Here is a 13,028-nt window from a genome sequence, read left to right as displayed (position 1 = left end):
GGCACGCGCAGGAGGACCTAGTGGGATTGAAAATCGAGGTGGACCCCGGCGAAGTCGGCTTCGACGCGGAACGTTTGGGACGAATCGACCGACACTTCGCGCAATACGTGGAAACCGGCAAACTGCCCGGCTGGCTGGTGCTGGTCGCCCGGCACGGCAAGATCGCGCACCTCTCGACGCACGGCATGCGGGACGTCGCCAGCAACGCACCGGTGCAGCCGGACACGCTGTTCCGGATCTACTCGATGAGCAAGCCGATCACCTCGGTGGCGATCATGATGCTGCACGAGGAAGGTGCCTTCGAGCTCACCGATCCGGTCAGCGACTTCATCCCGTCGTTCGCCGACCTCCGGGTCTACAGCGGCGGCACCGCCAACGCGCCGCTAACCCGCCCGGCCACCGAGCCGATGCGCATCTGGCACCTGCTGACGCACACCTCCGGGCTCACCTACGCCTTCCACTACCTGAACCCGGTGGACGAGCTCTACCGCCGCGCCGGTTTCGAGTACGGCATGGCCGACGACCTGGACCTGGCGGGCTGCTGCGACGAGTGGGCCAGCATGCCGCTGCTGTTCGACCCCGGCCAGGCCTGGAACTACTCGGTGGCCACCGACGTGCTGGGCCGGATCGTCGAGGTGGCGTCCGGGCAGACGTTGGACGAGTTCTTCCGCACCCGGATCTTCGAGCCGCTGGGCATGACCGACACCGGCTTCTCCGTCGACCGCGCCAACGCCGACCGGCTGGCCACCCTCTACGCGGCCGATCCGCAGGGCAAGGCCCGGCAGCACCCGCGGCAGGCGCAGATGCGCGCGGCGGCGTTCGAGCTGCCCAAGGCGCTCTCCGGCGGTGGCGGGCTGTTCTCCTCGGCGCACGACTACCACCGGTTCAGCCAGATGCTGCTGCGCGGCGGCGAACTCGACGGAACTCGCCTGCTCGGCAACCGCACCCTGCGGTACATGACCCGCAACCACCTGCCGGGTGGCGCGGACCTGGAGAAGCTGGCGCTCGGGGCCTTCTCGGAGGTCGCCAACGCGGGCAAGGGCTTCGGGCTGGGCTTCGCGGTGATCGACGACCCGGTGGCGGCGAAGGTGCTCAGCTCGGCGGGCGAGTTCTCCTGGGGCGGCCTGGCCAGCACGGCGTTCTGGGTGGATCCGGCCGAGGACCTGACGGTGCTGTTCCTGACCCAGCTGATCCCGTCGAGCGCCAACCCGATCCGCCCCCAGCTCCACCAGCTCGTCTACCAGTCCCTGGTGGACTGAAGAGCCTGTCTTCGGACTCGTTTTGCGTGGCGGTGCGAGTAGCGGAACCTCAGAAGCCTTCTCGGTCCGGGATCCCCGACATCATGTGTGCCAATACACCACGTCGTGGCTGTCCTCCCGAGAAGACTTCTGAGAACCCGCGGCGACGCAAGCGCCGTGGGTGGGCTAAGCGGCTGCGCCGCTTCAAAAAAGAACAAAGACAAACGCTGAAGCTGACCACCCCGACGACGTGGAATCGGGCTTCAGTTTCCGGCAAGACTGGCACTCCACCAAACCTCGGGGTGTCCGTCGGCACTCACGACTCCAGAACTCGGGATTCGCCGATCGCCAGGTCCCACAGCCGCTCCGGGTCGCGACCGGCTTCGCGCCATGCCTTGCGCACCCGGTTCAGCGGCTCGGTGACCGGTTCGCGGGTCAGCACGAACGTTCCCCAGTGCATGGTCGCGGCGTGCTCGGCACCCAGGTCCGCCACCGCCTGCACGGCCTCCTCCGGATCCATGTGCACCGGCTTCATGAACCACCGCGGGTCGTACGCCCCGATCGGCACCATCGCCACGTCGATGTTCGCGTAGCGCCGCGCGATCTCGGCGAAGTGCGGGCCGTAGCCGCTGTCCCCGGCGTGGTAGACGCGGTGGTTCGGGCCGCTGATCACCCAGCTGCCCCACAGGCTCCGGCAGGTGTCGCGCGGTCCTCGGCGGCTCCAGTGCCGCGCGGGCGCGAAGTCGAACGTCAACCCCGCCACCTGCGCCGACTGCCACCAGTCCAGCTCGACGACCGCGGTGAAACCACGGCGCCGAAACCAGCGGCCCAACCCGGCGGGCACCAGCACCGGAGTCGCGCGCGGCAGCCGCAGCACGGTGGGTGCGTCCAGGTGGTCGTAGTGGTTGTGGCTGATCACGACCGCGTCGATCGGCGGCAGTTCGCTGAAGGCCACGCCCGGCGGGGTCAGCCGTCGCGGCACACCGGGGATCCGCGCCGACCACACCGGATCGGTCAGCACCGCGGCACCGGCGATGCGCACCAGGTAGGTAGCGTGACCCACCCAGGTGATCGCGGTGTCCTGCGGTGTGACGGGGACCAGTCCGCGGCGCAGCACCGGGATCCGGTCGGCGTCCTCCACTCGACCCCGGAAACCGCCGGTCCACATCAGCCGCATCACGTCCCGGAAGCTGGGCAACGGCGCGTGCAGCCGGTCCGCGTACGAGGGCTGGATCATCGGCTGCTGGTACTGGATTCGCACCCGACCAGACTGCCTCGCAAAACCACCCACCCGCACCCGCGGATCAGAACGCGGGCCAGGGGATGGCTGGCCAGTCGCCGGACGGCGCGGGGAACGCCGCGGTCTCCAGCAACCGTTCGATGCGCGTGTTGATCGCCTGGATTTCCTTCGGCGTGATGTGTTCGGCCAGCGCGACGGCGAGATCGCCTTCCATGAGGGCCCGCAACTCGCCGAGCCGGTCGATGGCCTCGTCCGATAACCGCCGCCCGACCCAACCCCACAGCACGGTGCGCAGCTTGTCGTCGGTGTTCAGGCTCACCCCGTGATCGACACCCAGCACCCGGCCGTCCGGAGCGTGCAGGATGTGCCCGCCCTTGCGGTCGGCGTTGTTGATCACGATGTCGAGCACCGCGAGCCGCTGCAGCTGCTGGTGGTCGGCGTGCGCCAGCACGACCGGGTCGCCGTGGTGGTCCTGGGCGCGCAGCACCGACAGCCACCCGTCGGGCACCTCGTCCGGGGCGACGATGTCGACCAGCTGCGAGTCCTCCTCGACGTCCACCCACAGCTGCACCATGCCCGGCCCGAACGGGCCGTCGCGCAGCAGCGTCGGCGGGATCAGCGCCCAGCCGGTGGCCTCGGACAGCAGGTAGGAGCCGACCTCGCGCCCGGCGAGCGTGCCGTCCGGGAAGTCCCACAGCGGACGTTCGCCGCGCACCGGCTTGTAGACGCACTCGGCGGATGCGCCGTTGACCTCGATCCCGCAGAACAGCGTCGCGTTGGATGCCTCCACCAGCCGTCCCTGCACGTCCAACCGGCCGTGCTGGAGCAGCTCGCGGACCGCGGGATCAGCGGCGTGCACGCCGGTCAGGCCTCTTCCGAACGGCGATAGCCGTTCTGGCGCGGGCAGATGTGCCCGGTGGGATCCAGCGGTTCGGAGCACAGCGGGCAGGGCTTGCGGCCCGCGTTGATGACGCGTTCGGCGCGCTCGGCGAACGCCCGCGCGTGTGCGGGGCTGAGGAACACCCGCAGCGCGTCCGGGCCTTCCTCGGTGTCGTCGAGCACCACCGACTCGTCGATCTCCTCGTCGGTGACCGCGAGCAGTTCGACGACCACCGCCTCGGTTTCGGCATCCCAGCCCAGACCCATGGTGCCGACCCGGAACTCCTCGTCGACCGGCACCGCCAGCGGGTCGGTGTCGACGAGGTTGTCCGGAGCCTGACCGGGCAGTTCGGTGTTGAACCGGCGCTGCACTTCCTCCAGCAGCGCGCCGATGCGTTCGGCCAGCACCGACACCTGCTGCTTCTCCAACTGCACGCTCACCGTGCGGACATCTTCGGACGCCTGCAGGTAGAAGGTGCGGTCACCGGGTTCCCCGACCGTTCCGGCGACGAATCGGTCGGGTTGACGGAAGACGTGAATGACACGAGCCATGGCACCTCCGACACTAGGCCACCGCGCAGCGGGGCTGCGCGGCTGGCCCCCGTTTTGTTCATCACCGTTTCGAACCGGCCCGGTTTCCACCGGGTCACACGCCGGTTTACTCGCTGAACAGGCGCCCGACCACCGGTTTCGTCGGTGTTCGCCGATGGCGAACTCCAGCGCGTTGCGCCGACTGCGGATACCCTCACCGGCGGTGGTCAAGATCGCGGGATGGAGCACGCCATGAGCATGCGCGAACTACGTCGCCCGCACCGGCTGCACAGCGGGGACACCGTGGCGCTGGTCGCCCCCGCCGGGCCGGTGCCCGAAGACCTGCTCGACGCCGGGCTGGAGCAACTGCGCTCCTGGGGGCTGCACGCGCGGGTCGGCAAACACGTCCGGGACCGCCATCCGCGCTTGGACTACTTGGCGGGCACCGACGCCGACCGCGCCGCCGACCTGCAGGACGCGTGGTGCGATCCGGATGTGGCCGCGGTTTTCTGCGTGCGCGGCGGCTACGGCAGCATGCGCATCCTCGACCACCTGGACTGGACCGAGATGGCCGCGGCCGGGCCGAAGATCTTCGCCGGTTCCAGCGACATCACCGCGCTGCACGACGCCTTCGCCACCCAGCTCGGCCTGGTCACGCTGTTCGCCCCGATGCTGGCCACGAAGGCGTTCGTGGCGGACGAGGCGGCGCGCGAGCACCTGCGCCGCACCCTGTTCCAGCCCGAATCGGTCACCATCCTGACCCGCTCCAGCGCGGGCGCGCTGGTGCGCGGGCGCGCGCGGGGCATCACCTACGGCGGCAACCTGAGCATCGTCGCGGGCTCGCTCGGCGCATCGGATGCGCCGACCCCGCCGGAGCGGGGCATCGCCATGCTCGAAGACGTCACGGAGGACCCGTACCGGCTGGACCGCTTCGTCACCCAGCTGCTGCGCGCGGGCTGGTTCGACCACGCCGCCGGGATCGCGCTCGGCTCCTGGACCGACTGCGGGCCGCTGGAGGACGTGCACGCGGTGATGTCCGATCTGCTGGGCAGCCTGGGCGTGCCCATCATGTGGGAGCTCGGCTTCGGGCACTGCACGGCCCAGCGCACCATCCCGCTCGGAGTGGCCGCCGAACTCGACACCGACGCGCAGCGCCTCTCCATCCTCCAACCCGCACTGCTCTAGGCCCCGCACCGTCGGATCGCCCGGGCGATTTCGCGCGAAATCGGCGCAGTGCCAGCCCCAGCGGTGCGGTTGGTAGCGTCGGCCGCGTACGCGTTCGGCGAGAGGTGTGGCATGCGGGTCCGACCCATCACCCCCGATCTGCTGGCGTCGGAGGTGGTCGAGCGCATCGACGCGCTCCCCCGCCGCTGGGTGCGGGTGGCGGTCGACGGTGCGCCCGCCGCTGACACCGACGGCTTCGCCGCCAGCCTGGTCGAACCGCTGCGGACCCTCGGTCGCGAGGTGGTCCGGGTGCGAACCACCGACTACCTGCGCCCGGCATCGCTGCGGCTGGAGCACGGGCACCACGACCCGGACTCGTTCTACGAGAGCTGGTTCGACCTCAAGGGGCTGGCCCGCGAAGTGCTGGACCCGTTGTCCGACAGCGGAAACGGCCAGGTGCTACCCGCGCTCTGGGACGCCGGGGCGGATCGATCGCCCCGCCTACCGCGCATCACCCTGCCGGTGCTCGGCGTGGCCATTGTGGACGGACCGCTGCTGCTCGGCACGGGCCTGCCGTTCGACTTCGCGGTGCACCTGTGGCTGCCCGGGGCAGCACTCGAACGGCGGACCGCCGAGCCCGACCGGTGGACGCTGCCCGCTTTCCGCCGCTACACCGAGGAAGTCGGCCCGGAGCAGATCGCGGACTTCGTGGTCCGCGTCGACCGCCCGGGCCACCCCGCCATCGTCGACAGCCTGCACTGAGCCGTCACACGTGGTGGCTGCGCACAGCCGCTCCGAAGCAGTCCGTTACGCGCTCCTGCGCACGTACGACGAGTTCCTGTTGGAACGGGCCGAGAACGATGATCCGGACATCGAGGCGGAAATGCTGGCCATACAGCGCTTCATGGGAGTTGCCCGATGATGCTCGTCTGACCGCTACGCCGCGCGGCGGGTTACGGATGGGACTGCGGCCAGCAGGGTTTTGGTGTAGCCGTGCTGGGGGTCGAGCAGAACCTGTTCCACCGTACCGACTTCGACCAGTTCGCCCTGGTACATCACGGCCACCCGGTCGGCGATGTTCCAGGCCAGGCCGAGGTCGTGGGTGATCACCAGGGTCGACAGGCCGTGCTCGACGCGCAGCCGCAGCAGCAGCGCCAGGATCTCGCCGCGCACCGTGGCATCCAGCGACGCCACCGGCTCGTCGGCGACCAGCACGCGCGGCTGGAGCACCAGCGCACCGGCGATCACCACGCGCTGCCGCTGACCGCCGGAGAGCTCCTGCGGCAGGCGGCCGAAGAACTTCTCCGCGGGCCGCAGCTCGGCCGCTTCCAGCGCCGCGGCGACCCGGCCCCGCTCGTCGTCGGTGCTGCCGTGGATGCGCAGACCTTCGGCGACCGCTTCGTAAACCGTGTGCCGCGGGTTGAGCGCGCCGGTCGGGTCCTGCAACACCAACTGCACCTGCTTGCGGTAGGAGCGGAGGCCCGCGCTGCTGGTCGGCAGCGGCACGCCGTCGAAGCGCACCGCGCCGCCGGTCGGCCTCTGCAGTCCAAGCAGGGTGCGGGCCAGGGTCGTCTTGCCGGAGCCGGACTGGCCGACCAGCGCGACGATCTCGTTCTCGTCGACCTCCAGGTCCACCCCGCGCACGGCCTGCACTCTTTGCCCGGAACGGCTGGTGAAGTCGACCTTGACGTCCTCGGCGGACAGCAGCGCCGCACCGCTCGGGGCGCCCTCGGTGAGCCGGAACCGCGCATCGCCGACCGTCGGGAAAGCGCTGGCCAGCGCCTGGCTGTGGGCGTGCTGCGGCTCGGCCATCACCTGCCGCGCCGGGCCGTGCTCGACCACGCGGCCCTGGTACATCACCGCCAGCCGGGCGCAGCTGGCGGACAGCACCGACAGGTCGTGGCTGATCATCATCAGCGCGATGCCGCGCTCGGTGACCAACCGTCCCAGCAGCTCCAGGATCTGGGCCTGCACCACCACGTCCAGCGCCGTGGTCGGCTCGTCGGCGATCACCAGCCGCGGGTCGCAGGCCAGCGCCATCGCGATCATGACCCGCTGCTTCTGCCCGCCGGAGAGCTCGTGCGGGTAGGCATCGGCCCGTTCGGCGGGCAACTCCACCTGGGCGAGCAGTTCCGCTACCCGTGCCCGCGGGTCGCCGTCGGCCAGGCCGTGCAGCTTGATCGGCTCGGCGATCTGATCGCCGATGGTGCGCACCGGGTTCAACGCGTGCATGGCGCCCTGGAACACCACCGACGCGTCCGCCCAACGGGCCGCGCGCAGCTGCCCGAACGACATCTCCCGCACGTCCTCGCCGTCCAGCAGGATCTCGCCGCTGATGCGCGCCGAGCTGGGCAGCAGCCGCAGCACCGACATCGCCAGCGTCGTCTTGCCGCAGCCGGATTCCCCGGCCAGACCGAGGGTTTCGCCTTCGCCGAGGCTCAGGCTCACGCCCTGCACCGCGGCTTCCTCGACGCCCCGGTAGGTCACCGACACGTCGCGCAGTTGCAGAATCGGACTCACCGTCGCCCCCGAAGCCTCGGATTGAACACCGTCTCCAGCGCCCGCCCGCACAACGTGAAGCTGAGCACCACCACCACGATCCCGACGCCCGGCGGCAGCAGGTACCACCACGCACCGCCGGTGACCGCGCCGGTGTCCATCGCGGATTTCAGCATCGTGCCCCACGAAACCCGGCTCGGGTCGCCCAGCCCGAGGAACGACAGCGTCGACTCGGCGATGATCGCGCTGGCCACCGAAAGCGTGGTGTTGGCGAACACCAGCGGCAGCACGGCGGGCAGCACGTGGCGGCCGATGACGTGGCCGGGCCCGGCCCCCAGCGCCCGGGCCCGCTCGATGTACGGGCGGGCCTCGATGGTCAGGGTCTGGGCGCGCACCATCCGCGCGGTGGCCGGCCAGGCGGTCACCCCGATGGCCAGCACGATCGTCCACAGCCCGCGGGCGAGCACCGTGGACAGCGCGATGGCCAGCACCAGCGACGGCAGCACCAGGAAGAAATCGGTGAAGCGCAACAGGATTCGGGACGTCCAGCCGCCGAAGTGCGCCGCGAGCACGCCGACCACGGTGCCGATCAGCACCGAGAGCACCGCCGCGGACAGCCCGACGACCAGCGACACCCGCGCGCCCCACCAGGTAAGCAGCAGCACCGAACGACCGGATTCGTCGGTGCCGAGCCAGAATTCGCCGCTGGGCGCCTGCAGCGGCTCACCGGTCGCCCGCGTGACGTCCAGGCCGCTGGAGTCGCTGAGCAGCGGCGCGAACAGCGCCAGCGCGACGATCACGGCCAGCAGCACCAGGCCCACCACCCCGGCCCGGTCCGCGCGGAAGACCCGCCACGCCTCGCCCACCCTGGCCTTGCGGCGGGCCCAGATGATCTGGGCTGCGGTGGCGGTCATGATTCCCGCACCCTCGGATCGAGCACCCGGTAGAGCACATCGGCCAGCACGTTCATCACCACCACGCTCCCCGCGAGCACGATGAAAATGCCTTGCAGCAGTGGCAGATCCGGCACCCGCAACGCTTCGAAGGTCAGCAGCCCCAGCCCGGGCCAGGAGAACACCGTCTCCACCGTGATCGCACCCCCCACCACCAGCCCCAGCCGCAGGAAGATCAGCGTGACGGTGGGCAGCAGCGCGTTGGGCACCGCGTGCTTGCGCCGCACCAGGTCCTCGCGCAGGCCCTTCGCGCGGGCGGTGGTCAGGTAGTCCTCGCCCATCTCCTCCAGCAGCGATGAGCGCATCACCATCAGGTATTCGGCGTAGATCACCGCCACCATGGTCAGCGCGGGCAGCACCAGGTGGTGGGCGACGTCGAGGATCTGCGGCAGCAGCTCCGGCGGGGTGTCCGGCGAGGAGATCCCGCCGACCGGGAACAGACCCGGGATCGGGCCGACCCCGACGCCGAAGGCCATCAGCACGATCAAACCGAGCCAGAAGGTCGGCACCGACCACAGCGTCAGGGCGATCGAGGTCGACGTCTTGTCGAAGGCACCGCCGTGCCGCCACGCGGCGCGGGCCCCCATCCACAACCCCAGCAGCACGGCGATGATGGTCGCGGTGCCCACCAGCAGCACGGTCGGGCCGATGCGTTCGAGGATGAGCTCGCCCACCGGTCGGCTGTAGGTGTAGGACGTGCCGAGGTCACCGCGCAGCAGATTGCCCAGGAAGTCCACGAACTGCTTCCACAGCGGCTGGTCCAGGCCGAACCGCTCCCGCAGCACGGCGAGCTGCTGGTCGGTGACCGGTGCGCCGCGGGTCATGGTGCGCACCGGGTCGCCGGGCATCACGCGGAACAGGAAGAAACCCAGCACCGCCACCAGGAACAGGCTCACCAGGCCGCCGCCGATCTTGCCGCCCAGGTACCGCGCCATCCGGCGACCACCGCCGGATGGTGCGGCCGGTTCGGCAACGGTGACCAGTAGATCGGACACGGCTCACTCCCGGGTATCGGCGGTCGCCCTGCGACGGACCACCACCAGCGCCACCACGACGCCGATCAGCACCACGACCCCGCCGAGCACCCAGGCGACACCGGTGTAGTCGGTGCCCGACGAACCGCTCATCGCGGCCTCGGTGGGCTGGGCTCCGTAGTAGCCCCAGTAGCCCTGCTGGCCCGTGATCACGCCTTCGCCCCTGGGTTGCAGCGTGAATCCGGTGTAGCGGTCGGACCGGTAGGCCTCCAGCGAGTTCTGGTAGTACAGGATCAGCCCGGCCGCCTGGTCGTAGAACCGGGCCTGCGCCTGCTTGACCAGATCCGTCCGCTTGGCCGCGTCGAATTCGGCGAGCTGCTGGTTGTAGAGGCCGTCGAACTGCTGGTCGCACAGGAACGAGTCGTTGGTGCCGCCGCCGTCGGGGTCCGGGCGGGCCCCGCAGGTCTGCAGTCGCAGCACGTAGTCCGGGTCGGGGTTGGCCGACCAGCCGCTGATGACCATGTCGAAGTCACCGGCGGTGGTGCGGTCGTTGAGCTGGTTGTCCGACACCGGTTGCAGTTCGACGTTGATGCCCAGATCGGCCAGCCAGCGCTTGACGTACTCACCGACCTGCGTGTCGTAGGACTCGTCGCCGTGCAGCACGAAGTCGAAGTTCAGCGGCTCGCCCTGCGGGGTCCGGCGGATGCCGTCCGCGCCGCGGGCGTAGCCCGCCTCGTCGAGCATCCGGTTGGCCGCCGCAAGGTCGAAGGTGCGCGGTTGCGGCGGGGTCCAGTGGAAATCGGCGAAGATCGGCGGCAGGTACCCGCCGCCCACTTGCCCGTAGCCGCCGAGCACCCGGTCCACCAGGACCTGCCGGTCGATCGCCCGGTCGATGGCCTGGCGCACCCGCACGTCCCTCAGCGCGGGGTGCCCGGTGCCGATCGGGGTGTTCTCGACGTTGGTCGCGCCGGGGTTGAGGATCAGTTCGTAGAACCGCCGTCCCTGGCCCTTGACCTGCGTGATGTCGGGCTGGTCGGCGAGCGCTTCGTACTGCGCTGGGGTGAGCTTCTGGACCACGTCCACGTCGCCCTTGCGCAGCGCCTGCACCGCCGCGTCGCTGTTCTTGAACTGGATGAACTGCAGTCCGGCGGTCTTCGGTGCGCCGCGCCAGAAGTCCGGGTTGGCGGTCAGCGTGACGTCCTGCTCCGCGCGGTAGCCGGTGAGCGTGAACGGTCCGCTGCCGACCACCGGCATCTGGTCGTTGGCGAAGGTCGCGACGTCGGGGACCTTCGACCAGATGTGCTCGGGCACGATCGGCGCGTCGATGGCCAGCATCGTCGCCTGCGGCGTCTTGGTGCGGATCACCAGGGTGGCGTCGTCCGGCGCGGTGACGGTTTCGAAGTTCTCCACGAAGTTGCCGTTGGCGGTGCTCGCGGCCGGTTCGGTCATCATCCGGTTGTAGGTGTAGGCCGCGTCGCGGGCGGTCACCGGCTGCCCGTCGGACCACTTGACGCCGGGCCGGATGCGGAAGGTCCAGGTGAGCTTGTCCGGTGCGGACTCCCAGGTGTCGGCCAACTCCGGCATCACCGAGAAGTCGTCGGGGCTGTAGGTGGTCAGCGTCGGGTAGATGATCCGGAAGATGTCGGTGGAGGCCAACGTGTAGCCCAGGAACGGGTTCAGCGAGTCGACCTGCTGCTGCAGCCCGATCCGCAGCGTCGCCCCGGCTGGGCGCGCGCCGTCCTCCTGCGCCAACGCTGGCATCGGCGCCAATAAACCGACCAGCAAGACAGCCCAGAGCACGGCGAGTCGTCTGCGCACGTTGAACCCTCCTTAACAATGGGTGAGAAGAAGGAACCACCTTCGGGCGCTGTTCGTCAATAGTTCACCAGCGGTTGTCGCCGACCCGCGTCACGCACAGGTACTCAACCGTTACCCGATCGGCGTGCCGCCCGGTCCCGCCCCGCGTCATCCAGGGCATCCGCGGGCGAGCTGCTACAGATCCCCCCAGCGCGCGGGCTGCCAGCGCACCGCCTCCGGTCTCTGACCGGTTCGGGTGAATTCGTCCAGTGCCGCCCGCAGTTCGCGGAACGGCAGGACGGCGTCACGCGGGAACTTCAGCGTGCTGCCCGCGTCGAACGGCAGCGCCGGTGCGTCCGCCGACGGCGCCGGGTTGCGGGTGTGCCAGGACTGCAGTTCGCCGTCCTCGGACTCCTCGGTGAAGTTCAGGACCCCGACCTCGGATTCCACGTCGGTGACGATCCGGATCTGCTGGTAGGGCCCGGCGGCTTCGGGATCTTCGTGCGGCCGGTCCCAGACGTAGAGGTGGCTGGCGCCGGGCCGCTGCGGGCGCAGCACCCGGTCGACCAGCGCGGCCTTGTCGTCCTCGGTCTGCGCGTAGTGCCGCTCGGCGTCGGCCACCGCGGTCACGACGGTGACGCCCAATTCGGTGTTTCGGGCCCCGATCGCCTCGGCGCGCAGACCCTCCAGGCAGATCCGCGCCTCCTTCAGCGCTTTGATGGCCGCGCCCTGGTGGAACACCAGATCGCCCCAGTACGGGTGGCCGAGCACCTTGTTGAGGTCGTCGTAGACGGCGTGCGTGGTCTCGATCAGCTTGTCCAGGGCGTCCACCGGCACGTCGGCGAGGCGGGCGAACACGACCGCGGGCGGTTCGACGAGCGGGCCTGGCTCGTCTTGCGCTGGATTCGACATGCCTTCCCCGCATCCCACTTCGATCAGGGACGACCCCCAGGACGTCCTGCCCAGATCTCGATTCCCCAGAGGCTACCGCGCGTCAACCTGCGGTCCCGCAGCGCCATCGGCGGTCAGCTGGCGAAGTCCCGCAGCACGCCGATCGCCGGTTCGTCGCGAATCGAGCCGAGTGACAATAAGGCCCGCGCCAACCCGTCGGCGTCGTCGAAGCCGAGCTCCTCGACCAGATCGTCGGGCAGGCTGAGCATCGACAGCGCCACGCCGAGCATGCCCGCGTCCAGCAGTCCCGCGCCGCGGCGGCTCATCCGGCGGCCCACTGCGGCGTGCAGCTCGACCGCAGTGTCCACATTGGCCCCGGTGATGTCCCCGAGGGCCGCCCGCACGTCGGGATTGCGCACCGCTTCGAGGTGCAGTTCGAACAGCGCCAGGAACTGCGACCGCGCGTTGGTGGCCATCCGCCGCAAAATCGCCGCGTACACCGCCGCGATGTCCTCACCGGTGACATCGGCGGGGATCTGGCTGCGCAGCCCGTGCAGGGCGGCGATGTGCTGGGCGGCGAGATACCGGGCCACGGCCAGGAACAGCGCGCTGCGCGTCGGGTAGTAGTTCTTGGTGGTGCCCTCGGGAACCTCGGCCTCGCGGTCGATGGCGCGGTGCGTGAGCCCGCGCCCACCTTCGCGCGCCAGCACTTCGATGGCGGCGTCGGCGAGCAGTTCCCGGCGGTTGCCTCGTTGCGGCATGCATCCTCTGCCGATTGGGGTCTTGGGACGATTCGGGTCTGGACGGTTCGATCTCGGTTGCTGATCAACAGCGTAGCTCGCGCACCACAGCAGTGGTGGAC

Annotated in this window: 13 protein-coding genes; 4 read left to right on the top strand and 9 right to left on the bottom strand. The window is 70.0% G+C overall.

The window, feature by feature from the left end:
• The first annotated feature begins 20 nt into the window (after positions 1-20).
• A complete protein-coding gene (locus tag ACTWQN_RS07435; RefSeq protein ID WP_443202592.1) occupies positions 21-1,259 on the top strand; it encodes a serine hydrolase domain-containing protein in 1,239 nt (412 codons plus the stop codon).
• Between the two features lie 295 nt (positions 1,260-1,554).
• On the opposite strand, the gene ACTWQN_RS07430 is transcribed toward ACTWQN_RS07435, so the two are convergent.
• The 3 genes from ACTWQN_RS07430 to ACTWQN_RS07420 are packed head-to-tail and all read right to left on the bottom strand — an operon-like array spanning position 1,555 to position 3,909.
• Positions 1,555-2,499, bottom strand: a complete 945-nt coding sequence (locus ACTWQN_RS07430; protein WP_443202591.1) for an MBL fold metallo-hydrolase — start codon at positions 2,497-2,499, stop codon at positions 1,555-1,557.
• Positions 2,500-2,542: 43 nt separating this feature from the next.
• The gene (locus ACTWQN_RS07425) at positions 2,543-3,337 is read right to left on the bottom strand and encodes an SCO1664 family protein (RefSeq protein ID WP_443202590.1); all 795 of its coding nucleotides are present in this window, start codon (positions 3,335-3,337) and stop codon (positions 2,543-2,545) included.
• Between the two features lie 5 nt (positions 3,338-3,342).
• Positions 3,343-3,909 carry a DUF3090 domain-containing protein gene (locus tag ACTWQN_RS07420; RefSeq protein ID WP_443202589.1) on the bottom strand — a complete coding sequence of 189 codons (567 nt, stop codon included), beginning with the start codon at positions 3,907-3,909 and terminating at the stop codon, positions 3,343-3,345.
• 231 nt (positions 3,910-4,140) lie between these two features.
• Here ACTWQN_RS07420 and ACTWQN_RS07415 point away from each other — a divergent pair, with 231 nt between their 5' ends.
• The 3 genes from ACTWQN_RS07415 to ACTWQN_RS07405 all read left to right on the top strand — a co-directional run bounded on the left by ACTWQN_RS07415 (position 4,141) and on the right by ACTWQN_RS07405 (position 5,974).
• The gene (locus ACTWQN_RS07415; protein ID WP_443202588.1) at positions 4,141-5,073 is read left to right on the top strand and encodes a S66 peptidase family protein; all 933 of its coding nucleotides are present in this window, start codon (positions 4,141-4,143) and stop codon (positions 5,071-5,073) included.
• 111 nt (positions 5,074-5,184) lie between these two features.
• Positions 5,185-5,814, top strand: a complete 630-nt coding sequence (locus tag ACTWQN_RS07410) for a nucleoside/nucleotide kinase family protein (protein WP_443202587.1) — start codon at positions 5,185-5,187, stop codon at positions 5,812-5,814.
• 10 nt (positions 5,815-5,824) lie between these two features.
• A complete protein-coding gene (locus ACTWQN_RS07405; protein WP_443202586.1) occupies positions 5,825-5,974 on the top strand; it encodes a hypothetical protein in 150 nt (49 codons plus the stop codon).
• A 14-nt stretch (positions 5,975-5,988) separates the two neighbouring features.
• On the opposite strand, the gene ACTWQN_RS07400 is transcribed toward ACTWQN_RS07405, so the two are convergent.
• From ACTWQN_RS07400 to ACTWQN_RS07375, 6 genes are all read right to left on the bottom strand, one after another.
• Positions 5,989-7,572: a dipeptide ABC transporter ATP-binding protein gene (locus tag ACTWQN_RS07400; RefSeq protein WP_443202585.1), complete on the bottom strand. Its 1,584-nt coding sequence runs from the start codon at positions 7,570-7,572 to the stop codon at positions 5,989-5,991.
• Entirely contained in the window at positions 7,569-8,465 is an 897-nt protein-coding gene (locus tag ACTWQN_RS07395) for an ABC transporter permease (RefSeq protein ID WP_443202584.1), read from the bottom strand. Before ACTWQN_RS07395 ends, ACTWQN_RS07400 begins: the two co-directional genes overlap by 4 nt.
• A complete protein-coding gene (locus ACTWQN_RS07390; protein WP_443202583.1) occupies positions 8,462-9,499 on the bottom strand; it encodes an ABC transporter permease in 1,038 nt (345 codons plus the stop codon). The genes ACTWQN_RS07395 and ACTWQN_RS07390 overlap by 4 nt, the downstream gene beginning before the upstream one ends.
• 3 nt (positions 9,500-9,502) lie before the next feature.
• Positions 9,503-11,296, bottom strand: coding sequence for an ABC transporter substrate-binding protein (locus ACTWQN_RS07385; protein ID WP_443202582.1), 1,794 nt, complete (start codon positions 11,294-11,296; stop codon positions 9,503-9,505).
• Between the two features lie 174 nt (positions 11,297-11,470).
• Entirely contained in the window at positions 11,471-12,187 is a 717-nt protein-coding gene (locus ACTWQN_RS07380) for an Imm1 family immunity protein (RefSeq protein WP_443202581.1), read from the bottom strand.
• Between the two features lie 113 nt (positions 12,188-12,300).
• Entirely contained in the window at positions 12,301-12,927 is a 627-nt protein-coding gene (locus ACTWQN_RS07375) for a TetR/AcrR family transcriptional regulator (protein ID WP_443202580.1), read from the bottom strand.
• Positions 12,928-13,028 lie beyond the last annotated feature (101 nt).

It is taken from the genome of Saccharopolyspora antiqui, assembly GCF_052246905.1.
Classification (GTDB): domain Bacteria; phylum Actinomycetota; class Actinomycetes; order Mycobacteriales; family Pseudonocardiaceae; genus Saccharopolyspora.
This window is presented reverse-complemented; position numbering and strand designations above follow the sequence as displayed.